20 protein-coding genes are annotated in these 25,851 nt (G+C 72.9%); 13 read left to right on the forward strand and 7 right to left on the reverse strand.

The features are described 5' to 3' along the window. Positions 1–21: 21 nt before the first annotated feature. The gene (locus ACZ58N_RS16440) at positions 22–1,527 is read right to left on the reverse strand and encodes an IucA/IucC family protein (RefSeq protein WP_471159667.1); all 1,506 of its coding nucleotides are present in this window, start codon (positions 1,525–1,527) and stop codon (positions 22–24) included. 221 nt (positions 1,528–1,748) lie between these two features. Between ACZ58N_RS16440 and ACZ58N_RS16445 the strand changes: the two genes are divergently transcribed. Both ACZ58N_RS16445 and ACZ58N_RS16450 read left to right on the forward strand, forming a co-directional pair. Then, positions 1,749–3,293 (forward strand): IucA/IucC family protein, encoded by a 1,545-nt coding sequence (locus tag ACZ58N_RS16445; protein WP_471159669.1) that lies wholly within the window; start codon positions 1,749–1,751, stop codon positions 3,291–3,293. A 135-nt stretch (positions 3,294–3,428) separates the two neighbouring features. Further along, complete coding sequence (locus ACZ58N_RS16450) at positions 3,429–4,220, forward strand: GntR family transcriptional regulator (protein WP_471159671.1); 792 nt, start codon at positions 3,429–3,431, stop codon at positions 4,218–4,220. Between the two features lie 40 nt (positions 4,221–4,260). Here the strand turns inward: ACZ58N_RS16450 and ACZ58N_RS16455 are convergent, their stop codons facing one another. Beyond that, positions 4,261–4,602 carry a hypothetical protein gene (locus ACZ58N_RS16455; RefSeq protein WP_471159673.1) on the reverse strand — a complete coding sequence of 114 codons (342 nt, stop codon included), beginning with the start codon at positions 4,600–4,602 and terminating at the stop codon, positions 4,261–4,263. A 250-nt stretch (positions 4,603–4,852) separates the two neighbouring features. Between ACZ58N_RS16455 and ACZ58N_RS16460 the strand changes: the two genes are divergently transcribed. The 3 genes from ACZ58N_RS16460 to ACZ58N_RS16470 all read left to right on the forward strand — a co-directional run bounded on the left by ACZ58N_RS16460 (position 4,853) and on the right by ACZ58N_RS16470 (position 9,182). Beyond that, complete coding sequence (locus ACZ58N_RS16460) at positions 4,853–5,806, forward strand: SigB/SigF/SigG family RNA polymerase sigma factor (RefSeq protein WP_471159675.1); 954 nt, start codon at positions 4,853–4,855, stop codon at positions 5,804–5,806. Between the two features lie 521 nt (positions 5,807–6,327). Further along, positions 6,328–7,389 carry a quaternary amine ABC transporter ATP-binding protein gene (locus tag ACZ58N_RS16465; protein ID WP_471160127.1) on the forward strand — a complete coding sequence of 354 codons (1,062 nt, stop codon included), beginning with the start codon at positions 6,328–6,330 and terminating at the stop codon, positions 7,387–7,389. After that, positions 7,389–9,182, forward strand: coding sequence for an ABC transporter permease/substrate binding protein (locus ACZ58N_RS16470; RefSeq protein ID WP_471159677.1), 1,794 nt, complete (start codon positions 7,389–7,391; stop codon positions 9,180–9,182). The genes ACZ58N_RS16465 and ACZ58N_RS16470 overlap by 1 nt, the downstream gene beginning before the upstream one ends. A 74-nt stretch (positions 9,183–9,256) precedes the next feature. Here the strand turns inward: ACZ58N_RS16470 and ACZ58N_RS16475 are convergent, their stop codons facing one another. After that, complete coding sequence (locus tag ACZ58N_RS16475; RefSeq protein ID WP_471159679.1) at positions 9,257–11,410, reverse strand: MMPL family transporter; 2,154 nt, start codon at positions 11,408–11,410, stop codon at positions 9,257–9,259. Between the two features lie 319 nt (positions 11,411–11,729). Here ACZ58N_RS16475 and ACZ58N_RS16480 point away from each other — a divergent pair, with 319 nt between their 5' ends. From ACZ58N_RS16480 to ACZ58N_RS16490, 3 genes are all read left to right on the forward strand, one after another. Continuing rightward, positions 11,730–12,971 carry a sensor histidine kinase gene (locus tag ACZ58N_RS16480; RefSeq protein ID WP_471159681.1) on the forward strand — a complete coding sequence of 414 codons (1,242 nt, stop codon included), beginning with the start codon at positions 11,730–11,732 and terminating at the stop codon, positions 12,969–12,971. Further along, positions 12,968–13,636 (forward strand): response regulator, encoded by a 669-nt coding sequence (locus ACZ58N_RS16485; protein WP_471159683.1) that lies wholly within the window; start codon positions 12,968–12,970, stop codon positions 13,634–13,636. Before ACZ58N_RS16480 ends, ACZ58N_RS16485 begins: the two co-directional genes overlap by 4 nt. A 141-nt stretch (positions 13,637–13,777) precedes the next feature. Then, positions 13,778–14,008 (forward strand): hypothetical protein, encoded by a 231-nt coding sequence (locus ACZ58N_RS16490; RefSeq protein ID WP_471159685.1) that lies wholly within the window; start codon positions 13,778–13,780, stop codon positions 14,006–14,008. On the opposite strand, the gene ligA is transcribed toward ACZ58N_RS16490, so the two are convergent. Next, a complete protein-coding gene (gene ligA / locus ACZ58N_RS16495) occupies positions 13,998–16,085 on the reverse strand; it encodes an NAD-dependent DNA ligase LigA (RefSeq protein ID WP_471159687.1) in 2,088 nt (695 codons plus the stop codon). The two genes, ACZ58N_RS16490 and ligA, sit on opposite strands and share 11 nt — an antisense overlap. A 141-nt stretch (positions 16,086–16,226) precedes the next feature. Between ligA and ACZ58N_RS16500 the strand changes: the two genes are divergently transcribed. After that, positions 16,227–16,568, forward strand: coding sequence for a hypothetical protein (locus ACZ58N_RS16500; RefSeq protein WP_471159689.1), 342 nt, complete (start codon positions 16,227–16,229; stop codon positions 16,566–16,568). A gap of 60 nt (positions 16,569–16,628) precedes the next feature. Here ACZ58N_RS16500 and ACZ58N_RS16505 read toward each other — a convergent pair whose 3' ends face one another. After that, the gene (locus ACZ58N_RS16505; protein ID WP_471159690.1) at positions 16,629–17,366 is read right to left on the reverse strand and encodes a hypothetical protein; all 738 of its coding nucleotides are present in this window, start codon (positions 17,364–17,366) and stop codon (positions 16,629–16,631) included. A gap of 208 nt (positions 17,367–17,574) precedes the next feature. Here ACZ58N_RS16505 and ACZ58N_RS16510 point away from each other — a divergent pair, with 208 nt between their 5' ends. Next, positions 17,575–20,979 (forward strand): CARDB domain-containing protein, encoded by a 3,405-nt coding sequence (locus tag ACZ58N_RS16510; RefSeq protein ID WP_471159692.1) that lies wholly within the window; start codon positions 17,575–17,577, stop codon positions 20,977–20,979. Positions 20,980–21,001: 22 nt separating this feature from the next. Here ACZ58N_RS16510 and ACZ58N_RS16515 read toward each other — a convergent pair whose 3' ends face one another. Then, a complete protein-coding gene (locus ACZ58N_RS16515; protein WP_471159694.1) occupies positions 21,002–22,309 on the reverse strand; it encodes an MFS transporter in 1,308 nt (435 codons plus the stop codon). 112 nt (positions 22,310–22,421) lie between these two features. On the opposite strand from ACZ58N_RS16515, the gene ACZ58N_RS16520 reads away from it, so the two are divergent. Then, positions 22,422–23,492 carry an AI-2E family transporter gene (locus tag ACZ58N_RS16520; RefSeq protein ID WP_471159696.1) on the forward strand — a complete coding sequence of 357 codons (1,071 nt, stop codon included), beginning with the start codon at positions 22,422–22,424 and terminating at the stop codon, positions 23,490–23,492. A 66-nt stretch (positions 23,493–23,558) separates the two neighbouring features. Continuing rightward, positions 23,559–23,801: a DUF6158 family protein gene (locus ACZ58N_RS16525; RefSeq protein WP_471159698.1), complete on the forward strand. Its 243-nt coding sequence runs from the start codon at positions 23,559–23,561 to the stop codon at positions 23,799–23,801. A gap of 114 nt (positions 23,802–23,915) precedes the next feature. Here ACZ58N_RS16525 and rpmG read toward each other — a convergent pair whose 3' ends face one another. Further along, positions 23,916–24,080, reverse strand: coding sequence for a 50S ribosomal protein L33 (gene rpmG / locus ACZ58N_RS16530; protein ID WP_471159699.1), 165 nt, complete (start codon positions 24,078–24,080; stop codon positions 23,916–23,918). 243 nt (positions 24,081–24,323) lie between these two features. Here rpmG and ACZ58N_RS16535 point away from each other — a divergent pair, with 243 nt between their 5' ends. After that, a complete protein-coding gene (locus ACZ58N_RS16535; protein ID WP_471159701.1) occupies positions 24,324–25,847 on the forward strand; it encodes an MFS transporter in 1,524 nt (507 codons plus the stop codon). The last annotated feature ends 4 nt before the right edge of the window (positions 25,848–25,851 follow it).

A 25,851-nucleotide genomic window follows, 5' to 3' on the forward strand; every position in this document is an offset into this window, starting at 1 on the left:
TAGCCCGGTCGGCCCCGCGACTCACCCCCGATCGGACCCCGGCCCGAAGCCGGCCGGCGGGTGCGGAAGTTCCGCCCACTGGTCCCCGGGCACGCCCGGACTCAGCCGCATCAGGGTCAACGCCTTCACCGGGAGCGGCCCGGAGCGCAGCGCCTCACCGTCCGCTCCGGGCGCGATCCCGTCGAGCGCGACGGCCAGGTCCTCGCCGAAGGCGACCGCCGATCCCGCCGTCGAGGCGAGGGCCCCGGCGACCAGGGAACCGAAGAGCTTGCGCCGCAGCACGAGCGTGTCGTCCGTGACGAGCCGCCCCGACAAGGGGGGTACCGCCAGACCGTGCCGGGCCAGCCGCTCCGGGCTGATCCGGATGTCGGCGAGGTCCCGGTAGACCAGGCGCAACGGTTCGCCGGTGGGGGACAGGACCACGAGGAGGTTCTGGCCGTGCCCCTCCAGGGCCACCCCGAGGTCCAGGACCCGCAGGCACACCGAGAGCGCGAGCCGGGCGAACGCGGCCCGCCAGGACGCCGACCGGGCCAGGGTGGTGCCGGCCAGCGCCGCGACCGGAACGACCCGCTCGCCGGGACCCGCGTACGCCTCCGGGGGTTCCCGGAGCACCGCCGCCAGGTCCGGACTGTGCGCGGTGGCCGCGCCCAGCGTGCGGGTGATGTGCAGCCGGCCGTCGAGACGCGCGGTGAGGTCGTGGGCGAAGGCGGACACCACGGCCGCCGTCTCGATGGAGTAGCCCGAGATGTCCCGTACGGACGAGGTCAGACGGGTGCTCAGCGCCGTCTTCACGTGCGCGCCGCCGTCGGCCGGGGCGAGCGTGCGCAGCGCCATCAGCGGATGCGCCGCGATGTCGGCCGACGCGCCCGTGTCCGTGCCCGCCGCGCCCGTGCGGCCCTCGCCCTTCAGCACGTGCCGTGCCTGCCACGGGTGCACCGGCACGAGGATCCGCCCGCCGTCCCGCAGTTCCGCCGGCCACTCCCCGGTGACCAGGCACTCCTCGGCCCGTACGGGGACCAGTCCGAGCTCGACCAACGGTCGGTGCTCCGGGGCGTAGGCCAACTGCTCGGCCACCGAGAACCCGGGCCTGGAACGGCAGTTGGGGTGGTACGGATGTCCGTCGACCACCCGCTGTTCCCACTCCCAGCCGGTCGTCGGCTCCTCCTGGGGCCCCGCCGGCAGGTTGGCCCGGGACAGGGCGAGGGAGGCCGTGCTGTCGTCGAGTTCCGCGGCGAACGCGGCGCCGTGCGGTACGTCCAGCGCCTCGACCAGCCGCGCCGCCTGCCGGTGGACGCGGCCGTCCAGCCGTAGCTCGCTCACGTAGGCGGCGGTGGCGTACGGGTCCGCCGGCGGCCCCTCCAGCCGGTGGCCACCCGTCAGGCGCAGGGTCAGCGAACCGTGGCCGTGCTCGCGGCCCACCACCCACGGCAGCGGCTCGAAGGCCAGGGCCCGCCACAGCCGGGTGAGAACGGCCGCCCGCGCCCCGTCCAGCGCGGCCTCGTACGCGGAACCCAGTCCGGGGCGCACCCCGGCCAGGGCGACGGCGACGGCCTCCTCGGCGGGTGAGGCAGGGGTGCCCGACGGGGTGAACGAGCCCGAGGGGTCCGGTGAGCCGGGTGGGTCGGGGGTGTGCCTGCTGCGGTCCAGGGTTCCGTTCCTTTCGGATCGCTTTGCCTGATGATCATGTCATCATCGCCGATACTGACGATCACGGTCGGTGGCCCCCGTGCGGGTCCCCGGCGCACCGGATGGACCGAATGGAACCAGTGGACCTCAACGCCGCCGCCGACGCATACGCCGCCACTCCGCTCCTGAACTGCCTGTTGCGGGAAGTGGCCGACGCAGAGGGCGGGGAGGTCCACCGGCTGCGCGGGAGCGGCCGGCTGCTGCGCGTGCGCGGCGGGCGTCGCCCCACCGAACCGGAACTGGCCACCGAGAACGGCTGGCATCCGCTCACCCACACGGAACTGGTCAAGCTCACCTCCGAGGAACTGTCGTTGTACACGGGCGTCCCCAACGACGAGCTGCCGGGCGAGATCACCGACAGCAGGGACGCCGTCGCGGCGATCCTGGCCGCGCGGGCCGAGTCCGTCCCGCCCGGGGACCCGTACCTCCGTTCGGAGCAGGCCCTGGTGATGGGGCATCCGCACCACCCCGCCCCCAAGGCCCGCGGCGGGGCGCCCGCCGCGGGATGGCTGCCGTACGCGCCCGAGGCCCACTCCCGCTTCCCGCTGGTCGTGCTGGGGTTGCGCGAGGACCAGGCCGTCGAGGAGGGCGGCGCGGCCTCGGCCGACGCGATCGAGGAGCTCGTCGGGATCCTCGACGGCCCGCGCCCTCCGGCCGGTTACCGGGTGTTGCCCGCGCACCCCTGGCAACTCGACCTGATCGAGGGGTACCCGGCGGTGCGCGAGGCCTTCGCCGACGGCCGGCTGCTTCGGCTCGGGCCGACGGGGCTCCCGGTGTGGCCCACCGCTTCGATCCGGACCGTCCACGCGCCGGACCCGGGGACGGACCTGTTCGCGAAGTTCAGCCTCGACGTGCGGATCACCAACGACGTGCGCCGGCTGTGGCGGCACGACCTGCTCAGGCTCCGCCGCGTCGACTCCGCCGTCGAGGCCGCTTTCGCCGCCTCGCGCCCGCGTACCGGATCGAACGCCGTCTGGCTCCGCGACCTCGGGTACCGCACCGCCGGATTCGCCTTCGAGGAACTGGCCGTCCTGGTCCGCGACGGCCTGCGCGGGGCGGTGGTCCCGGGCGCGACGCCGCTGCTGTCCGCCGCGCTCGCCGAGGGCTTTCCCGGTGGCTCGCCGGCGGGCGCCGCCGAGCCGGACGGCTGGTGGCGGTCCTATCTGCGCCACGTGGTGCCTCCCGTGCTGGACCTGTTCGCCCGGCACGGGATCGTGTTGGAGGCCCACCTCCAGAACTGCCTCGTCGCCGTCGACGGCCGGGGCATGCCGGTGCAGGCCCTCTTCCGCGACGCCGAGGGGGTGAAACTCCCGCAGGACATGCCGCGCGAAGCGGCCTGGCAGCGGCTGGTGTACTGCCTGGTCGTCAACCACCTGGCGGAGATCGCGGGTGCCCTGGCCACGCGTCATCCGCGGCTCGCCGACGAGGTGTGGCCGGCGGTGCGCGAGGAGTTCGTGCGCTACGACGCCGCGTACGGGCTACCCGAGATCGCCGAGCTGTTGACCGCCCCGGGGCTTCCGGCCAAGACGAACCTGCTGCTGCGATGGACCCGGGCCGACGGCGCCGACGCGCGCTACCTGCCGCTGCCCAATCCGCTGCGGGGCTGACGGGCCCGGCCCCGCGGAGTGTGATTCGGCCAAGGTCCCGCCGGTCATCGGCCCACCCGTACCGAAAGGTATAGACCAATGCTACGTTGGTCGGGCAGACCGCGAACTTCTTGACCACCCGTCAGAGGAGAAGCCATGCCCTCCCCCTCACGGGGCGGCGGCCCGGCCGCCACGCCCAAGTACCAGCGGATCGCCGCATCGCTGCGCGACGAACTGGACCGCGCCGACAGGGACTCCGGCGGCGCCAGGCTGCCCTCCGAACGCAGCCTGGCCGCCCGCTACGGGGTCAACCGGCAGACCGTCCGCGCCGCCCTCCAGGAACTGCGCGCCGACGGGCTGATCGTGACCGGCCGCCGGGGAACCCGGTCGGCGGGCCCCGTGCCGTCGGCCCGCCGACCGGAGCCCGCGGCTCCCGCGACGCGAGCGGCGCACGACCCCGACCGTCGGGCCCTCCCGGTGGGCCCGCCCACCCGCACCCGGCTCACCCTGGTCACGGTGCCGCCCTCGCTCGCGACGCTGCTCGGCATGAGCGGCGGACAGCGCACCCTGGTCCACCACCACCGCACCTACGGCCCCGCCGGGGAGACGCTCCAGCACGCCGTGACCCACCTCTGTCCGCGCACGGTGGCCCGTACCCCGGAACTGGCCGGCTACCTCGACCGTGAGGGCGCGCCCCGGGACGAGGACCTGCGGCCGCTGCACCGGTGGCTGGAGCGGGCCGCGGCAAGCGGCCGCTCGGCGGAGACGATCACCATGACCCGTACCAACCCGCCGGCGGCCACGGCCGGATCCTGCGGCCTGTCCGTACGCCGGACCCTGCACGACCCCACCGGCCGGCTGGTCGCCGTCACGGACCTGGCCTTCCCCACCTGGGACCGCCTCACCTTCCACCGGGACCCGGCGGCGATCGGCTTCCGCGTCACGTGACACGACACCCGTCGAACCGCGGCCGCTCGCCGCGCGGGTCCTATTCGGCGGCGCGGTCCGGAGTGGTGACCCGGGGGACGGGGACGTTCTCCGGGTCGGCGGCGGGCTCCGAGCGGTCCGCGGCGAGCAGGTCCAGGTCCTCGGGCCCGGCTTCCGGCCCGTCCTCCAGGGGGTCGGGGAGGCCGGCCGCGGAGGGGGCGCCGGTGAGCAGTGCGAGGAGGCCCGCCACCTGGACGCCCGCCTCCGCCGGGTGCTTGAACACGGCGCCGGGGGAGATCTCGTAGCGGTTGCGCCGACCGTCGCGCACGCGGCGCAGGTAGCCGTCAGTCTCCAGGTCGGCCACGATCGTCTGCACCGTGCGTTCCGTCAGCACGCACGTCACGGCGACATCCCTCAACCGAACGGCCGGGTCCCGGGCGATGGTCACCAGAACGCGGGCGTGATTCGTCAGGAATGTCCAGTTTTGTCGGCGCGTCATACTCCCCATGGGGTCATGATGCGCCATTTGATTCACGTGACGCAAGACGCGAAACGGCTTTCCGGTGTTTCTTGACGTATGAGCTGGGAAGCGCAAACATCTACCGCAGTCAAGGTCCCGCGCCGCAAGCCGACAAGCCCAAGGAGCGAACCCCATGCCGGTACCCGCCCCCACCACCCATACCGCCGACACCGTTACCCGCGCCGCCGCCGTGCCCGGCCCCCGCCGGAGCGCCGAGGTCGCCGCCCGCAGTGCGGGCCTGCCCCGGATCGACGAGCCGCGCGAAGTGGCCCCGTCGGACGCGAGGGAGCTGTCGAAGGCGTTCTTCAAGCGCCTCCGTGAACTTTCCGAGGGCACGCCGGAGTACCAGTACGTCCGCAACACGCTCATCGAGATGAACGCCTCACTCGTCCAGTACGCCGTGCGCCGCTTCCGCGGCCGTGGCGACGGCGGGGACATCGAGGACATCGTCCAGGTCGGCACCATCGGCCTCATCAAGGCCATCGACCGGTTCGACCCGGCCCGCGAGAACGAGTTCTCCACGCTCGCCATGCCGTACATCACGGGCGAGATCAAGCGGCACTTCCGCGACACCAGCTGGGCCGTGCGCGTCCCGCGCCGGCTCCAGGAGCTGCGCATAGACATCGCCAAGGCGAAGGAGGAGCTCACGGTCCGCCTGGACCGTTCGCCGACCGTCTCCGACCTGGCCGCCCACCTCGACCTCACGGACGAGGAGGTCGTTGAGGGACTGGTCGCGGCCAACGGCCACACCAGCGGCTCCCTCGACGCCCCGCACAGCGAGCACGGCGACGGGCCCACCGAGGGCCACACCCTCGCCGACGTCATGGGCGAGGAGGAGCCGGCGATGGAACTCGTCGAGGACATCCAGACCCTCGCCCCGCTGCTCGAACGACTCACCGACCGCGAACGCCGGATGCTGCAGATGCGCTTCGGCGAGGAGCTCACCCAGGCCCAGATCGGCGCCGCCCTCGGCATCTCCCAGATGCAGGTCTCCCGGCTGCTGACCCGCCTCCTGGCCCACCTGCGGACGTCCATGCTGGAGGACCCCGACACGGCCGCGCACCCCGCCCTCGCCGGCCGGGCCTGACACCGCGCGACCGAGCCCCAACCGGGCGGGCGTGAGCCGGATCACCGGCCGCCCGCCCCGGCGGCATGTCCGGGACCGACCCTGACCGGCCACTGCCGGACCTGCCCCTCTCCATGCCCCCGCGACCGTGGGCGTCCCGGTCGAGCCCCGCCGCCCGTCCGCCGACCGCGCGTGAGCCCCCTCACGATCCGCCGTCACCCGGGCGTGAGCCCCGTCACCGTTCGTGCGCCGACCGTCGCGTGAGTCCCGTCACCGATCCGCGGTCCACCGGTGCGCCACCCCGGTCACCCGCCGTGCGCCGACCGTCGCGTGAGCCGGGTCACCCACCCGCCGTTCAGCGCGTGAGGTGGATCACCTTCCCGTTTGCCCGTAGTTCGCCGGGGCAAACGGTCGGCTGGAGCGGAACCAGGCGCTCCGGCCCGAGGGTCGGAGGCGTGGCGCACGCGGGTCGACCCCGCACCGCTCCCCGCACCGCCGGAGCCACCGGCAGGGGTGGATCCGGTACGACCCGAGAGGTGCATGTGTCCACGCTCCAGGCCGAACACGTCTACAAGGTGTTCGGGAGACACCCCGACGAGACCGCGGCAGCGGTCCGCGCACTCGACCGCGGCGCCGACCGCGACGAGCTGCGCGCCGAAGGGACGACAGCAGCCGTGATCGACGCCACCTTCAGCGTCGAGCCCGGCCAGATATTCGTCGTCATGGGCCTGTCGGGATCCGGCAAGTCCACGCTGCTGCGCATGCTCAACGGACTGCTGGAGCCGACCGCGGGACGCATCCTCTTCGACGGACAGGACCTCACCGCCCTTTCCCCGAGCGAGCTGCGCCACGTGCGCTCCACCAAGATCAGCATGGTCTTCCAGCACTTCGCCCTGTTCCCCCACCGCGACGTCCTCGCCAACGCCGCCTACGGACTGGAGGTCCAGGGCGTCCCCCGGGCCGAGCGCGAACGGCGCGCCGCCGAGGCGCTGGCGCTGTGCGGGCTCGGCGGCTGGGAGACGTCCTGGCCCGACGAGCTGTCCGGCGGCATGCAGCAGCGCGTGGGCCTGGCCCGTGCCCTGGCCACCGACGCCGATCTGCTCCTGATGGACGAGTCGTTCAGCGCCCTCGACCCGCTGATCCGCCGTGACATGCAGGACCAGCTCCTCGAACTCCAGAAGCGACTGAAGAAGACCATCGTCTTCATCACCCACGACCTGAACGAGGCCATGCGGCTCGGCGACGGCATCGCCGTCATGCGCGACGGCAGGATCGTCCAGCAGGGCACGGCCGAGGACATCCTCACCCGCCCCGCCGACGAGTACGTCGCCTCCTTCATCCAGGACGTCGACCGCTCCCGCGTCCTGACGGCCGACGCCGTCATGGACGAGGCCCCCGCCCACGCGGACGCCTGCGGCTGTCCCACCGTCACCGCCGGCACCCCGCTCGCCGACGTCTGCGCCGTCAGCGCGCGTGTCCCGCACCCGGTCGCCGTGACCGGTGCGGACGGTTCCGTCGTCGGCACCGTGCCCCAGGACCGCCTCGTCGCCTTCATGGGCGACGAGCATCGGCCCCCGCTGGCCTGCACGGAGGTGGCCGCCTGATGCCCCGCCTGAACCTCGGATCCTGGGTCGACAGCGGGGTCGACTGGCTGCAGAGCCACCTGTCCTGGCTGTTCGACGCGATCAGCTCGCTCGTCACCGGCCTCTACGACGGCATCGACGCCGTCCTGTCCGCACCGGCCCCGCTGCTTTTCGCGGGCATCCTCGCCGTCGCCGCCTGGTGGCTGCGCGGGCTGCTCGCCGGACTGCTCGCCTTCGTCGGCTTCGCGCTCGTGGACTCGCTGGGCCTCTGGGACGACGCCATGTCCACCCTGTCCCTGGTCCTCGTCGCGACCCTGGTCACGCTGGCCTTCGCGGTCCCGCTCGGCATTTGGGCGTCCCGCTCCGACCGGGTCAGCGCCGTGCTGCGGCCGGTCCTGGACTTCATGCAGACCATGCCGGCGATGGTGTACCTGATCCCGGGCATCATCTTCTTCGGCGTGGGCGTCGTCCCCGGCATCATCGCGACGATCATCTTCTCGCTGCCGCCCGGCGTACGGATGACCGAGCTCGGCATCCGCCAGGTCGACGCGGAACTCGTCGAGGCGGCCGACGCCTTCGGCACCACCCCGCGCGACACCCTCGTCCGGGTCCAGCTCCCGCTGGCCCTGCCCACGATCATGGCGGGCGTCAACCAGGTCATCATGCTGGGCCTGTCCATGGTCGTCATCGCCGGCATGGTCGGGGGCGGCGGCCTCGGTGGCGCCGTCTACCGCGCCATCGGCAACGTCGACATCGGCCTGGGCTTCGAGGCCGGCCTCTCCATCGTCATCCTCGCCATGTACCTGGACCGGATGACCGGAGCGCTCGGCCGGCAGGTGTCCCCGCTCGGCCGCCGCGCCCTGGCCCGCACCCGGGCCGCGGCGAGCGGTGCCTCCAAGCTGTGGAGCCACCGCCCGCAGCCGGCCTACGCGGTCACCGCCGCCGTGGTCCTCGCCCTCGTCGCAGGCGGCCTGAGCACCTTCGGCGGCTCCACGACCGAGGACGGCCCCGAAGGCGCCGCCGACATCGGCAAGGGCCGCAAGGTCTCCCTCGGCTACATCCCCTGGGACGAGGGCATCGCCTCCACCTTCCTGTGGAAGGAACTGCTGGAGCGGCGCGGCTTCAAGGTCGACGCCCGCCAACTGGAGGCCGGCGCGCTCTACACCGGCCTCGCCGGCGGCCAGATCGACTTCCAGACCGACTCCTGGCTGCCGGTCACCCACGCCTCCTACATGGAGAAGTACGGCGACAAGCTGGAGGACCTCGGCTCCTGGTACGGCCCCACCTCGCTGGAGCTGTCCGTGCCCTCGTACATGAAGGACGTCCGCTCCCTCGCCGACCTCAAGGGCAAGTCCGCGCAGTTCAAGGGCCGCATCATCGGCATCGAGCCGAGCGCCGGCGCCATGGGCATCCTCAAGGACAAGGTCCTGAAGGAGTACGGGCTGGAGGGTGAGTACCAGGTCGTCGACGGATCCACCCCCGGCATGCTCGCCGAGCTCAAGCGGGCCTACGACAAGAAGGAACCCGTCGTGGCCGTGCTCTGGTCCCCGCACTGGGCCTACTCCTCGTACGAGCTGACCAAGCTGGAGGACCCCAAGGGCGTCTGGGGCAAGGGCGACGGCATCCACACGCTCGCCCGCAAGGGCTTCGCCGCGGACGAGCCCGAGGTCGCCGACTGGCTGCGCTCCTTCAAGCTCACCGAGGAGCAGCTCACCGGCCTGGAGGCGCAGATCCAGAAGACCGGCAAGGGCAAGGAACAGCAAGCCGTCCGTGCCTGGCTGACGGACCACCCGGAGATCGCCGCACTGAAGTGAGCGACCCGGGCGCCGGCGCGCGGGGACCCGTACGGTCCCCGCGCGCCGGCGCCCTTCCACGTCGGGCCGCGTCCTCAGCCCACCGGGGCCCGTTCCACGGGCGCGACGGCCTCCGCCCGCCGGCCCGGGGCCCCCGGCTTCACCGGCCACCAGGTGGACCGGCCCAGGAGCGCCGTCACGGCAGGCACCAGCACGATCGACAGGACGAACGCGGACAGCAGGATCCCCACGGCCGTGGCGAAGCCGATCTGCTGCGTACCGGGCTGGGGGCTCACGGCGAGGCTCCCGAAGGAGGCGGCCAGTACGAGGCCCGCCGTGGCGACGGCCGGAGCGGTGTGCCGCACGGCGCGGGCCACCGCCTCGCGGGCGGAGCCCGGCCGTGCCATCTCCTCCCGGATCCGGTCGCCGATCAGGATGTTGTAGTCGGTGCCGAGCGCCACCACGAACAGGAACAGCACCAACGGCAGGGTGAAGTCGACGCCCGGACGCCCCAGTCCGTGTTGGAACACCAGCGTGGAGGCGCCCAGCGTGGCCGCGAAACCCAGTCCGACGGCGATCATCAGCACGAGCGGCGCCAGCAGGCTCCGCAACAGCACGAGCAGGATGATCCCGATCAGGATCGCCGCCACCGGGAAGATCACCTCCAGGTCCTCGTCCACCGCCACCGATATGTCGGCGAACACCGCGGCCGTACCCCCGACATGTACCTCGGTGCCCGCCGGCAGGTTCGCCCGTACGGTCTCCCGGACCGGGCCCGAGACCAGGTCACGGGCCTCCTGAGTACCCGATCCGGGCGTCAGCAGCAGGTCGATGCGCGCGGCGCCCCGATCCTCGCTCAGCACGGTCGGTACGACGCGACCCACGCCCGGCACCTGGCCCAGCGCCCCGGCGAGTCCGGCCAGTCGCTCGGCGCTCAGCGGAGCGCCGTCCTCGGCGGAGACGAACACGCCCGTCGGATCCGACACCCCGGCGGGCAGCGACCGGGCGATCTCCTCCGCCGTTTCCACGGCGCCCGTGCGCTCGCCGGCCGGGCCGCCCTGCCCGTAGTCCATGCGCATCCCGGTCAGGCCGGCCGCGAGCGCCCCGAGCAGTGCCACCGAGGCGATCACCAGCGCCGTCGGACGCCGAGCCACCAGCGCGCCCAGCCGGCCGGCCGCGCCGCCGGAGGGTGCGTGCCTCAGGGAGCGGGACGGCCAGAACATTCCGCGCCCGGTGACGGCGAGCAGCGCGGGCATCAGCGTCAGGCTGCCCAACAGCATCACCAGGACGGACATCGCGATGGCCGGGCCCAAGACCCGGAACTGGCCGAACGAGGCGATCCCGAGGGTGGCGAAGGCGGCCACGATCGTCAGCGCCGCCGAGGTGACGGCCGTGCCCACCCGGCCCGCGACCTCCCGCGCCGCGTCCCGGCCGGACTCCGTCGGGTGGGTCCGCAACCGCTCGCGGAAGCGGAACAGGAGGAAGAGGAAGTAGTCCACCCCGATGCCCACCAACACCACGCCGATCAGCCCCGGAGTGGAAGGGGCCAGCTCGATGCCCGTCAGCACGGACGCGCCGACGACCACTCCCGTCGCCGCACCACCGATGACGGCGACCGCGACCAGCGGTAGCAGCGCGGCCGCCAGGCTGCGGAACACCAGCACGTGCAGCAGGACGATCAGCCCGGTCATCGCCGCCCCGACGACCGTCGTACGCGTCTTCTCCGCGTCGGCGGTGTCCACCCCGGTGGCGGGCCCGCCGGTGAACCCGGTCCGCAGTCCCGCCTCCCGGAACACCTCACGGGTGTGGTCCCGGAAGGCCCGGTAGGTGTCCTGTACCCCCGGGTCCGCCGGATTGCCCTTCAGCTCCACCGACAGCAGCCGGAAGGCGCGGTCCGGCGCCGTCAGGCGCCCGCCGAACACCGGCACCTGGGAATGGTCCTGGGCCAGCGGCATGGTGTCCTCGGTGACGGGCATGACGATCCGCTCGCGCGCCAGCCGGTCCGTCACCTCGTCGACGCGCCGCTCGTCGGCGGGGGAGAGCGCCGCCCCGTCGCTCCGGGCGACCAGCACCGTCAGCGGATCGGAGTCCGGGCGCACCCCGAAACTCTCCTCGGCGATCTTCAGCGCGGCGGCCGAATCGTAGTGCGCGGGCAGGAAGTCGCCGTTGCCCGTCTGGGTCGCGCGGAACACGAACACCTGACCCATGATGGTCAGCGCGATGCCCAGCACCGCCCACAGGGCTATCACCTTCCACGGATTCCTCGTCGAGCATCCCGTCAGGGCGCGGATCACTTTTCTCCTCCGGTCCGTGCGATGGCGCCGGAGTGCCCCGGCTCCCCCCAAGACCATCAGCGGACCGGGCCGCGTGCGTCCGGGCGCAGGAGGATCTCCGCACCGGGACCAGGGTCACGCCGACCGCTGCGACCAGGACCAGGGTCCCGGTCCCGGACCCGACTCCGGGCCGGTGGCCGGGCCCCCGGCCGGTGCCAGAATGGATCCACGGATTCCGGCCGCGGGCGGTCCCGGCACCGGCCGGGCCCGGCGGCCGTGGGGGAGGACCGGCCAGATGAGCAGGAGCACCGACAAACCGGCGTGGACGCGCAACGACGCCTTGGTCGCGGTCGGGGCCGCGGCGGCCGACCTGCTGGGCTTCTCCGTCACCAGTCAGTTCGCCGAGAACCCGCTGGGGATTCCGGCGGCGTTCGCCCTGGTGCTCGCGGGGTTGACGCTGATCCTCCGTCACCATCGGCCGGCCCTCGTCCTCGCGGTGGTCCTCGCGCTCGGCGTGGTGGTGAACACGGCCGGCCCGGTCTCACCGCACTTCGGCCTCAGCCTGGTCATCGCCCTGTACACGGTGGCCCGGACCTGCCGGCCCGTCGTGGTGGCCGTCGCGGGTCTGGCGGCGGTCCCGTTGCCCTCCGTCGGCCAGGGCGGCCTGCTGCTTCCAGGAGGTTGGGGGCTCCTCGCCAACGCGGCCGCCGCCGTGATCGTGGTCGGGGCCGCCCTGGTGATGAACCACCGACAACGCGAGTCCGAGGCCCAGCGCACGCTCCACGCCGAGCGGGCGCTCGCCGAGGAACGCCGCCGCATCGCCCGGGAACTGCACGACATCGTCGCCCACCACATCACCACCATGCAGTTGATGGCCGGGGGAGCACGGGCCAACCTGGCGCACGATCCCGAGGCCGCCCGCGAGGCCCTGGTCACGCTGGAGGGGTCCGGGCGGATGGCCCTGAGCGAAATGCGCCAACTGCTCGACGTCCTGAGGGCCGGTGAGGAACCGGAGGCGACCCCGCCGGCGCCGCAACCGGGGCCCGAGGACCTGGCCCGGATCGTCACCGAGAGCCGCCTCGCCGGCATGGACACCGAGTTCACCGTCGACGGAACCGTACGCCCGCTGCCGCCGACCGTCGGCCTGACCGTGTTCCGGGTCGTGCAGGAGGCCCTGACCAACGCCCGCAAGCACGCCGGGGAATCCACGGCCCGGGTACGACTGACCTACCACCCGGACGAGGTCACCGTCGAGGTCCGCGACGACGGCGCGGGCCGCCGCACGGGAGCGGGCCGGGTGCCGGGCCCGGGCCACGGCACGGGCGACGCCCCGGGCACCGGATCCGGCAGGCGCACCGCGGCTTCGCGGGCCCCGGCCCGCGGCGGGTACGGTCTGATCGGAATGCGTGAACGCGTCGCCCTGCAGGGCGGCACCCTGGAGGCCGCCCCGATGAGGGAGGGCGGCTTCCGGGTCGCGGCGCGGCTCCCGGTGGCACCGGGAGCGGGCACCGCCGACCGAGAGGAACACCACCGATGATCCGCGTGCTCATCGCCGACGACCAGCCGCTGGTGCGGCGGGGCCTGGCCCTGATCCTGGCCCCCCACCCGGACGTCGAGGTCGTCGGCGAGGCCGGCAACGGCGCCGAGGCCGTCGAACTGGCCCTGCGGCTGGCGCCCGACGTGGTCGTCATGGACATCCGGATGCCGGTGCTCGACGGCGTACGGGCCACCGAACGGCTGGCCACCGCGCTGCCCGGCGCGCGGGTGCTGGCCCTGAGCACCTTCGACATGGACGAGTACGTGGTCGCCGCCCTGCGCGCGGGCGCCCACGGTTTCCTGCCCAAGGACGTGTCCCCGGAAGAGCTGATCGCGGCGGTCCGAACCGTCCACGCGGGCGAGGCCGCCGTCGCCCCCCGGCTGCTGACCCGGCTCATCTCCACCTACGTGCGCGCCCCCTCGCGCGAACGCCGACCGGTGCCCGAACCGCCCACCGGCCTGACCCCCCGCGAGCTGGAGATCTGGCGCCTGCTCGCCGGCGGCCTCGACAACGCCGAGATAGCCGACGAACTGGACATCAGCGTCTCCACGGTCAAGAACCACATCACCGGCGTCTTCGGCAAGCTGGGCGTCCGCGACCGCGCCCAGGCGGTGATCGCCGCCTACGAGTCGGGGCTGGTCGAGGCCGACCGGAGGCCCACTTGATCACCATGTGCCCCGCAGGACCCGAATCCGTTCGGCGTCCGAACCGCTGACCAGCGAAAACACTGGACGATTCGCCCGTGCGGAGGACGGGCCGCGCATGGCACAGTGCCAGGAGCACAGCCGCCGCACCAGGGAGCCGCCATGCGTGACCCGCACCCCATGCCGTCGGTCCTCACGGCCGCGCCCGAGGACCGGAGCGGGCCGGGCCCGCTGCCCGACTGCCCGGTCTGTGTCGTCGCGCCGGAACGCATCTCCTGGCGCCAACGGCCCGGCGAACCCGTCGTCCTGGTCTTCGAACCCTGCGGACACCGCCACACCTCACCGGCGCCGCCCCTCCTCGTGGTCACCCCGCCCCCGCCGCTCACGCACTGAGCACGGCGGCGATCCGCAGCGCGAACTCCTCCTCACCGAGGATCGTGATGCCCGCCGCCTCGGCCTTGGCTACCTTGCCGCCCGCCTTCTCGCCCGCCACGAGGAGCGTCGTACGGCCGGAGACGCTGCTCGCCGACTTCCCGCCGGCCCGCTCGACGAGCTCCAACAGCGCGGTGCGGGTGCCGTGGGCGGACAGGGCGCCCGTCATCTTCCCGGTGATCACGACCGTCTCACCGGCCAGCGGTCCGGCGGCGACGTCACCTCCGACGCCGTCGTCCGTCCCTCCGCCGGCGGGAACCGTCGCCCGGCCCGGAACCTGCGGCTCGACGAGGTTGACCCCGGCCGCCACCAGCTTGTCGACGACCGCTCCCAGCTCGGCGACCTGAGCGACGATCGCCGCCGCCTTCGCGGCGCCGACCAGTTCCACCCCGGTCATCGCCTCGACGTCGGCCGCCCGGATCGCCTCCATCGTCCCGAAGTGCCGGGCGATCCGCCGGGACATGCCCCGCCCGGTGCCGACGACCCCGAGCGCGCAGAACACCCGCGACAGAGGACGGTCCTTCGCGCCCGCGATCTGCTCCGCGAGCTTCACCCCGCGCTTCTCGCTCCCGGCCGCCCGCGCCAACGCCGCCCCGTCCAGGGTGAACAGGTCCGCGACGTCGCGCACCCCCTCCTCCTCGACCAGGGCGCGGACGTACCGCTCGCCCAGCCCGTCGATGTCGAGCTGGTCGCGTCCGGCCGCGTACAGGATCGCCGCGATCCGACCGCAGTCGACGGGCCGGCCGCAGCGCCAACGCTCCTGGGACCGGTCGACCGTGCCCTGGCACCCAGGGCACACGGACGGGAACTCGATCGCCCGCTCCTCGCCGGTCCGCAGCTCCACCACCGGTGCCTCGACGCGCGGAATGACGTCACCGGCCTTGCGGACCGTCACGACGTCACCCAGGCGCAGTCCGCGCCGCTCGATGTCGGCCGGGTTGTGCAGGGTGGCGTGCCGGATCACCGACCCGTCGATCTCCACCGGCTCCAGCACCGCCGTCGGCGCGAGCACCCCGGTGCGGCCCACCGACCAGGTCACCTCAAGCAGCCGGGTCCGGCGCTCCACCGCCGGCAGCTTGTACGCGGTCGCCCAGTGCGGATGGCGCGAACCGTTCCCGGCCGCCGCCTGCTCCGCCAACGAGTCCAGCTTGACGACGATCCCGTCGATCCCGAAGGGCAACGCGGAACGGAGCTGGGAGATGCGGTCGACCTGCTCCTGCGCCCCCGCGACGGTGTCCACCACCGTCAGCCCAGCGGCCGTGTCGGCGGCCGTGCGGATTCCCGTCGCCGCCACGTACGCCATCACCTCGGAGTGCGTGCCGCCCGGCAACGCGGAACCGTCGTCGAGCTCCACCGCGCCGAACGCCCAGAACGTCATCTCCACCGTGTACGCGCGCCCCTTGGCCCGCAGCGTGCCGGCCGCGCCGTTGCGGGGATTGGAGAACGGGACGGCGCCGTGCGCCACCCGTACCGCGTTCGCCCGCTCGAACTGCTCCGCCGTCAGCAGCACCTCGCCGCGCACCTCGAAGGAGTCCCGGGTGCTCAGCTCCAGGGGGAGTCCGACGATGGTGCCGATGGCGTGCGACACGTCCTCCCCGCCCGTCCCGTTCCCCCGGGTGACCAGTTGGACCAGACGCCCGGCCCGGTATCGCGCCGCCAGCGAGGCGCCGTCGAGCTTGGGCTCCACGGCGTAGCCGCCGGTGACGGGACCGCCGAGGCGTCTGACGAGCGAGGCCTCCCAGTCGAGGAGGTCCTGCGGGGCGAAGGCGTTGGCCAGGGAGAGCATGGCCGTCGTGTGGGCGACGTCCCCGGCGGGCACCGCACCGCCCGCCACCTTCCCGGTGGGGGAGGCCGGGTCGGTGTGCTCCGGATAGTCGGCCTCGTAGGCCTGGATCAGGGACACGAGCAGGTCGAAGGAGGCGTCGTCGAGCGGGGATTCGCCCGAGCCGTAGTAGGCGGCGGCGGCCCGGACGGCCGTGGCGATGGCGTCGGCGTACTCGTCACGGTCGGCCAGGGCGGGAGCGGTGGTGATCGTCATGCCGTGATGGTGGCGCAGGGGTCTGACAATCGGCCCGGAGGGTCCGGTGCGCCGCGATCCCCCTGGTCGGTGGAGCGGACCGGGTCCTCGTATCGTGTACCCGAGCCGCTCACCGGCGCGGCAGGAGACGGAGAACCCCTGATGGACGTGCAGCACTTCGAGCGGATCACCGCGTTCATCGAGGCGCGGCTGATGCCGCTGTTCGACGCGGGGACCGGAAGTGAGCGCGGATTCGCGATGGACGACACCTCCCGGGCCCTGCGCGCCCTGCGCAACAGCGTCCTGGAGGCCTCCGCGGTGAAGGGCCTCCTCGAGCAGCGGGCGACCGCCGAGCCGCGGGTCCGTACCGTCATCGACCAGTCGGTGGAGCACCACTGGGACGTGCTGCGCGGCATCGCCCGGCAGTGGGAGGACCACGCCGACTTCCGCCGTGAGTTCAAGCGGCACGCCTGGGAGCTCGACGAGGCCCCCGCACGGGCCTGAGGCACCGCGCGCGAGGACCCCCGCGCGCTGCGGCGTGCGGGGGTCCCGTCATGAGGGACGTCACTGGCTGGGGGCGCCGCCGATCAGGTAGTCGACGCGGCGTCGCAGACCGCTCCAGCGCCGGTCGTGGCGGTACGAGCGCCTCATCGAACGGGCCCGGGCCTTCGGGCGGCGCCGGTAGAAGCGGCGGGCCCACGGGGAGACGGGGCGGGCCAGGCGCATCGCCGCGACCAGGGCGATCAGCGGCACCACCGCCCCGAGCACGGCCATGCGGGGCTTCCCCTTGAACAGCGCCACCCCGGCCAGCAGCAGGTTGAACACCACGGTGGTCACCAGCGTCATCCGGCTCTGTTCCTCGTCCGGAGTGAGCCCGTCCACGCCGAGCGGCAGGAACCCGCAGAGCAGCAGCGAGGCGAGGGCCGTGGTCAGGATGACCACCTCGATGCTGATCGTGCCCTCCTTGCTCCAGTAGACGTCGCTCAGGTGCAGGATCAGCGCGAACTCGTCCAGGACCAGACCCGTCCCCATCCCGAAGAGCACGGCGGCCAGCGCCGACCCCCAGCCCGTGCGGCCACCCCCGATCGCGGTGAACCCGCCGATCGTCATCAGCACGACCCCGGGAACGGCGTGGTGGACGTGCAGCCCGCCCGGTGTGACGTTGCGGAACGGGCCCTTCCCGGCCCGGATCATCCGGGTGATGACGCGCGTGATCGCGAACGTCAGGACGAAGGCGGACAACGCCAGCAGCAGGGGCAGCTTGCCCGGTTCGAGGATGTTTCGGTACCACCAGTCACCCATGCCGTCACCTTCCCGGGACCCGTGCGCGCCCGCATCGCGGAAGCCGCCGTTCGGGCGCGCCGTGTGAGGACCGTTGACAAACCGGTGACCTGATAGAAACCTGTGACCCTGATCCACGCAAAGAATCAACTGGATTCCTCAAAATCTTGCGCAGAGATCGAGATTAATCGGCAGGTCCTCGCCCCACCCTTCTGGAACAGAGGCCCCCATGAGATGGAAACGACATGGCCGCGCGCTCGTAGGCGGCCTGCTCCTCACCGCCCTGACCGCCCTCGGCCTGACCCCCACCGGAGCCGCGGCCGGAACCTCGGCACCGGCCGCGGGCACCGTCAACCTCGCCCTGGGCCGACCCGCCACCGCCGGCGGCTCCCTCGGCGGCTACCCCGCGACCGCCGTCACCGACGGCAGCCAACAGACGTACTGGGAGGGACCCGCGGGCGCCTTCCCGCAGTGGCTCCAGGTCGACCTCGGGGCCGTCGCCGCCGTGGACGAGGTGGTGCTGAAACTGCCCTCCGGATGGGAGCGGCGCACCCAGACGCTGAGCCTCCAGGGCAGCTCCGACGGCACCACCTTCACCACGCTCGCCGCCTCCGCCCCCAAGGTCTTCGACCCCGCGCAGGCCAACAGGGTGACCCTCGGGCTGGGCTCCGCCGCCGTCCGCCACCTGCGGGTGAACATCGCCGCCAACAGCGGCTGGAACGCCGCCCAGATATCCGAGTTCGAGATCCACGGGGCGACCGACCCCGCAGATCCGGGCGATCCCGGCGACCCGCCCCCGACCGGAACCAACCTGGCCCGGGGCAAGCCCATCGAGGCCACCTCCACCACCCAGTCCTACGTCGCCCCGAACGCGAACGACGACAACCTGAGCACTTACTGGGAAGCCGCCGGCCAGAGCTCCTCGCTGACCGTCCACCTCGGGGCCAACGCCGACCTCGCCGCGATCGTCGTCCGGCTGGACCCCGGCGCGGCATGGACGGCACGGACCCAGAACTTCGAGGTCCTCGGCCGTGAGCAGGCCGCCTCCGCGTTCACCACCCTGCGTGCCCGCGCCGACCACCTCTTCGGCCCCGGGGCGAACGGCAACACCGTGACCGTGCCCGTCGGCGGCCGCGTCGCGGACGTCCAGGTGAGGTTCCACGGCAACACCGGGGCGCCCGGCGCCCAGGTCGCCGAACTCCAGGTCGTCGGAACGGGCGCCCCCAACCCCGACCTGACCCTCACCGACCTGACCTGGACGCCGTCGGCCCCCTCCGAGTCGGACGCCGTCACGGTGAACGCCACCGTCCGCAACGCGGGCAACGCCCCCGCCGCCGCGACCACCGTCCGGATCAGCCTGGAGGGTGTCGTCGCGGGCAGCGCCCCGGTCGCCGCGCTGGCGGCGGGCGCCTCCGCGACGGTCCCGGTCGCCGTCGGCAAGCGCCCGGTCGGCCGCTGGACGGTGTCCGCCGCCGTCGACCCCGAGAACACCGTCACCGAGTCGGACGACACCAACAACAGCCGCAGCGCCGCCGACCCACTGGTGGTCGGCCAGAGCCCCGGCCCCGACCTGGAGGTCACCGGGATCACCCCCGACCCGGCCACCCCGGCCGTCGGGGCCAAGGTGACCTTCACCGCGTCCGTGCACAACCGCGGCACCGCGCCGGCGCCCGCCGGCGTCACCCGGCTCACCGTCGGAGCCGTCACCCTGAACGGGAACACCCCGGCCGTACCCGCCGGCGCGACCGTCACCGTCGCGCTCGACGGCAGCTGGACCGCGACCGGCGGCGGCGCCACCCTGACCGCCACCGCCGACGCCACGGGCGTCGTCGCCGAGACCAATGAGAACAACAACGTGTACACCCGCTCGATCGTGGCCGGCCGCGGCGCCGCCGTCCCGTACACCGAGTACGAGGCGGAGGCCGCCCGGCACACCGGCACACTGTTGCAGAGCGACCCCGAGCGGACCTTCGGTCACACCAACTTCGCCACCGAATCCTCCGGGCGCGCCTCGGTCCGGCTCTCGGCGACCGGCCAGTACGTGGAGTTCACCTCCACCAACCAGGCGAACTCCATCGTCGTGCGCAACTCGGTGCCCGACGCCCCGGGCGGCGGCGGAGCCACCGCCACCCTCAGCCTCTACGTCGACGGGACCTTCGTCCGGAAGCTGGACCTGTCGTCCGAGCACAGCTGGCTCTACGGCACCACCGACAGCCCGGAAGGCCTCACGAACACCCCCCAGGGCGACGCCCGCCGACTGTTCGACGAGTCCCACGCCCTGCTGGAGCGCAGCTACCCGCCGGGGACCAGGTTCCGGCTCCAACGGGACGCCGGGGACACCGCCGCCTACCAGATCGTCGACCTGATCGACCTGGAACAGGTGGCGCCGCCCGCCGCCAAGCCCGCCGAGTGCACCTCGATCACGGCCTACGGAGCCGTCCCCAACGACGGCATCGACGACAGCGACGCCCTCCAGCGCGCCGTCACCGACGACCAGAACGGCCGCATCGAATGCGTGTGGATCCCGGCCGGTCAGTGGCGCCAGGAACAGAAGATCCTCACCGACGACCCGCTGAACCGGGGTCAGTTCAATCAGGTCGGCATCCGTGACGTCACCGTGCGCGGCGCCGGCATGTGGCACTCCCAGCTGTACACGCTCACCCCGCCCCACCAGGCGGGCGGCATCAACCACCCGCACGAGGGCAACTTCGGCTTCGACATCGACGACAACACCCGGATCTCCGACCTCGCGATCTTCGGCTCCGGCACCATCCGCGGCGGCGACGGCAACGCCGAGGGCGGCGTGGCCCTCAACGGCCGCTTCGGCAAGAACACCAGGATCACGAACGTGTGGATCGAGCACGCCAACGTGGGTGCCTGGGTCGGCCGGGACTACGACAACATCCCCGAGCTGTGGGGACCGGGCGACGGCGTCGAGTTCAACGGCGTCCGGATCCGTGACACCTACGCGGACGGCGTCAACTTCGCCAACGGAACGAGGAACTCCACCGTCTTCAACTCCTCGTTCCGCAACACCGGCGATGATGCCCTCGCGGTGTGGTCCAGCCGCTACGTGAAGAACACGGCCGTCGACATCGGCCACGACAACCACTTCCGCAACAACATCGTCCAGCTGCCCTGGCGGGCCAACGGCATCGCCGTCTACGGCGGCCACGGCAACACGATCGAGAACAACCTGGTGTCCGACACCATGAACTACCCGGGCATCATGCTCGCCACCGACCACGACCCGCTGCCGTTCTCCGGGCAGACCCTGATCGCGAACAACGGCCTCCACCGCACGGGCGGAGCGTTCTGGGGCGAGGCCCAGGAGTTCGGCGCGATCACCCTCTTCGCCTCGGGCCAGGACATCCCCGGGGTGACCATCCGCGACACGGACATCAGCGACTCCACCTACGACGGGATCCAGTTCAAGTCGGGCGGCGGCAGCGTGCCCGACGCCGTGATCGACAAGGTCCGCATCGACCGCTCGAACAACGGGGCCGGCATCCGGGCCCACGGCGGCGCCCGCGGCAGCGCCACCCTGACCGGGGTGACCATCACCGGATCGGCGGACGGCGACGTCCTGGTCGAGCCGGGATCACAGTTCGTGATCCGCGGCTCGGCCGGGTAGCGGACGCCGCACGGGACCCGGGTCAGGCCACCGCGCCGCTCGGGTCCTCCCGCCGGGCCGCCCCTTCGCGGGCGGCCCGGCGGCGCAGCGCGTCCTCGTCGGTCTCGGCGTCGTACGAGATCAGCATGGGCAGCAGCGCCGCCAGCACGGCCACCGACGCCACGCAGGCGAGCCCGCCGCTCCAGAAGGCGGGCCGGGTCCCGGTCCAGCCGGCCATGGTGCCCGCCCGGACCTGGCCGAGCTGCGGGCCGACGCTGTAGGAGAGCACCTCGATGCCGGCGAGCCGCCCCCGCAGCTCCTCGGGGATCGTCTGGTTCCAGATCGTGGCCCGGCCCAGCCCGCTCAGCATGTCGCCCGCGCCGGCCACCGCCAGGCAGGCCAGCACGATCCAGATGCCGGAGAACCAGCCCGCCGCGGCGATCGCCAGTCCCCAGACGGCGGCCCCGAAGACCACCAGGAGCCCGTGCCGACGCACCCGCGAGACCCAACCGCTGGTCATGCCCAGCAGCAGCGAGCCCACGGCCCCGGCCGCGTACATCAGGCCGAGCGCCCAGACCGCGTCGAGCTCGTCGGCGAGGAAGGGGAGGATCGCGTTCGGGAAGGCGAAGAACATCGCGGCCAGGTCCACCGCGTACGTGCCGAGCAGCACCGGCCGGCTCCACGCGTACCGCGCGCCCTCCCCGATGGCCCGCAGGGACGGCCGTACGGCGCTCCCCACCGGGGGCGCCGGCCGCAGCCGCAGGCACAGCAGCACGGAGACGAGGAAGCCCGCCACCGTGACCGCGTACGCGGGGGCGTAGCCGGCCCAGGCGACGACCACACCGGCCAGCGCCGGCCCGGCGATCGCCCCGAACTGGTAGCGGAGCCCGTTGAGCGCGGCGGCGGCGGACAACTGGTCGTGGGGCACGATCCGTGCCATCAACGAGTCCAACGCCGGCCGCTGGAGCCCCGTCAGCGCCGACACGCCGGCCGCCACCACGTACAGCGGCCACAGCAGCGGATCCGGCAGCAGTGCGTTGACCAGCAGGATCAGCGCCAGCAGCCCCAGTCCGGCCTCGGTCAGCAGGATCAGCCGCCGCCGGTCGACCGCGTCGGCCAGGGCGCCCCCGTACAGGCCGCAGACCACCAGCGGAACCAGCTCGACCGCGCCCATGGCACCGACCGCGAGCGGCGAGTCCGTCAGGTGCTTGATCTGGAGCGGCAGCGCGATCATCGCCATGAACGAACCGAAGAACGTGACGGTGCCCTGGTAGAACAGCAGCCGGAAGTCGCGGCTGGACCGCCAGGGGGCGAGATCGGGCAACACGGCGGTCAGACGGGAAGTACTCACGACGTGCCATCGTCCGTGCCCGGAGGCGACCCGGCAACGCATTTTCTCCCCGGACGGGCGAAATCGGACTCCTCCGCGTGGCAGCGTCCTTCCGACGTGGCACCCATCAACCATGCCGACGGTGTCCCCGCTCCTGCGTACGGTCGCGTCCTACGCCTGGCGCCTGCTGGTCGTCGGCGCGGCCGTGTACGCCGTCTTCGCCCTGCTGGGCCGTTTCCACGAGATCGCCGTGGCGCTGTTCCTCGGGCTGATCCTCACCGCGCTGCTCGGGCCGCCCACCCGCGGCCTCACGCGCTTCCTGCCCGGCCCGGTCGCCGTCGCCGTCACGCTGGTCGGTACCTTCGTGCTCCTCATGGGGGTGCTCGCCCTGGTCGGCGAGGCGGTGGCGGGGGAGAGCACCACCTTGGTCCGGGAGTTCCGCGACGGCCTCGACAGCATCGAGGAGTGGCTGGAGCGGCCACCGTTCCGACTGAACCCCGAGGCGCTCTCCGACATCCAGTCCAAGGTCGGCGCGTTCCTGTCCAGCCACCGATCGACCCTGCTCAGCACCGCCGTGAGCGGAGCCGGGCACCTGGTGCAGGTGCTGACGGTGCTGGCCCTCGCCGCGTTCTCGTCGGTGTTCTTCCTGCACGGCGGGGACCGGCAGTGGTCGTGGTTCTGTTCGCAGCTCCCCGAGCCGGCGCGCGAACGCGTGGGTGTCGCCGGGCGCGCCGCCTGGCGGACCTTCACCGGATACACCCACGGGATCGTGCTGGTCGCCGCGACGAACGCGGTGCTCGTCGGGGTGGCGCTGTACTTCCTGGGTGTTCCGCTGGCGGTACCGCTCGCGCTGCTGGAGTTCTTCGCCGCGTTCATCCCCCTCGTCGGATCGCCGGTCGCGCTCGGGGTCGCCGCGGTGGTCGCCCTGGCGGCGAAGGGTCCGTTCGTCGCGGCGCTGGTGGTCGCCCTGATCGTGGTCATCGGCCAGATCGAGGGCCACCTGCTGCACCCGCTCGTCATGAGCCGGGCGGTCCGGCTGCATCCGCTGGTGGTCGCCGTCTCCGTGGTCGCCGGGGCCATCGCCGCCGGGGTGGTCGGCGCGGTGGTCGCCGTTCCGCTGGTCTCCGTGCTCTGGTCGGTGCGTACGGCCCTGCGCGCCCACGCCGCGCTCGATCCGGCCCCGACGGCGGGGAAGGGCGGCTGAACGGGGCCCGGGCCCGCGCGCGCGGGGGCGGGGGACTCCCTACCGTAAGACGTGGAGGTGGTCGTGATGGCCGAGCACGGCGGTGGTCCCGCGGCACGCGAGCTGGAGGACGGCAGGCTGTTGAAGGAGCTGGAGACGATCCACCGCACGCGCCACGAGACGCTGCTGCACGGGTCGGACGACGCCCTCGCCACGCACACGCAGCGGCTCAAGGAGCTGGAGGAGGAGTACCTGCGCCGTCATCCGCTGCGCGCTCCGACCGCGGGCCGCACCCGCTCCGGCGCCCGGGCCCGGACCGCGGAGGACTGAGCGGAAACTGGTCCGCCCCGCGAATGCGCGGGGCGGCAGTCGGCTTTTGCCCGTCGGGGAGGCGCGCAAACCATCGGCGCCGGCCCGGGGGGAGCCTCGAAGGGAACCGGGAGGTCAGCGTTCCTCGCGGAAGTCGACGTGCCGGCGGGTCACGGGGTCGTACTTGCGCAGGGTCATCCGGTCGGGGTCGTTGCGGCGGTTCTTGCGGGTGACGTAGGTGAAGCCGGTCCCCGCGGTCGAGCGCAGTTTGATGATCGGGCGAATGTCGTTGCGAGCCATGCCACGAGTATATGGCAATGGGTGTCGTTTTCAATAAACCAATAAAATTGAGCCTCCTTTGCATCGAGTGAGACAAATTTGTATCATTCGAGGCGAGGGAGGCTCATCATGGTGAAGGGCGAACGGCTACCGGGGGGCGCTCCGGCGCGAGCATTCGCGAGCGACCACACCCCCGGCCCGGGCCCCGAACCCGCCTCCCGCACCGCCCGCCGCCGAACCGTGCACCACACCGAACGGAACCCCATGCGCACCCCCACGCCGGACCCGCGTCGCTGGATCGTCCTGGCGATCCTCTCCGGCAGTCTCCTGCTCATCTCGATGGACACCACGATCCTCAACGTGGCCTTCCCCTCGCTGGTCGCCGACCTCCGGCCCGGCGCCGTCCAGCAGCTGTGGATCATCGACATCTACGCGCTGGCCCTGTCCGGACTGCTCGTCACCGCGGGCGCCCTCGGTGACCGTTGGGGACGCAAGCGACTGCTGATGGCGGGCTTCGGCATCTTCTCCGCGGCCTCGCTCATCGCCGTGTTCTCCACCGAGGCATGGCACGTCATCGCGGCCCGCGCCCTGCTCGGCGTGGGCGGCGCGGCCATCATGCCGTCCACGCTCTCCATCCTGCGCAGCGTCTTCACCGACGCCAGGGAACGTGCCTTCGCCCTCGCCGTCTGGGCCGCCGTGTTCGGTGGCGGCATGGCCTTCGGGCCCGTCGTCGGCGGCTTCCTGGTCCAGGACCACGGCTGGCACTCCGCGTTCCTCCTCAACCTGCCCGTCGCCGCCGTCATCGTCGCCGCCGGACTGCGCTACCTCCCCGAATCCCGCGCTCCGCGCGGAGCGGGCCGCTGGGACTGGTGGGGCGTCGGCCAGTCGATCGTCGGCATGCTCGCCCTCGCGGGCGGCATCAAGCAGCTCGGCAAGAGCGGCGTCGGCGACCCGCTGCCCTGGGCCCTGCTGATCCTCGCCGCCGTCGCGCTCACCGTGTTCGTGCGCCGCCAGCTCCGGCTGGACGACCCGCTGCTCCAGGTCCGGCTGTTCGCCAAGCCCGCCTTCAGCGTCGCCGCGACCGCGATCTTCCTGCCGATGGTGGGCATGGGCGCGATCCTGTTCCTGGTCACCCAGTGGTTCCAGTACGGGCAGGGCTACACCCCGCTGGAGGCCGGACTGCGCCTCCTGCCCGCCCCCCTCGCGCTGATCTGCGCCTCGATGGTGGCCCCCACCCTCATGCAGCGCTTCCCGATCCGGCACGTGCTCGGCGCCGGACTGCTCGTCCTGGCGGCGGGCATGGCCCTGCCCTGGACCGTCCAGCAGTTCACCGGCCTCGGCTACCCCGCCTTCGCGGTGGCGCTGACCGTGATGGGGATCGGCGCGGGCGTCGCCACCACCGTCGCCTCCGTCACCCTGGTCTCCGCCGCCCCGGCCGACCAGGTCTCCAGCGCCGCGGCCATCGAGGAGACCTGCTACGAACTGGGCTCCGCGATGGGCGTCGCCGTCCTCGGCAGCACGGCCGCCGCCCTCTACCGCGGCAACCTGCCCGTCCTCGACCTCGACGGCCCCACCGCGAGCGCCGTACGGGACTCCGTCGGCGAAGCGGCGCACACCGCCGACCGGCTCGGCGGCGCCGTCGGCGAGGCCCTCCTGAACACGGCCTCGCAGGCCTACACCCTGGCCATCACCCCGGCGTTCCTCATGGCCGGAACCCTGGCCGTCGCCGCGGCGGCCACCACCTGGGCGATGATCCCGCGCGACCTGCGGCCCACCGACAACCACTGACCGA

Source organism: Streptomyces sp. NPDC040432, from assembly GCF_055595445.1.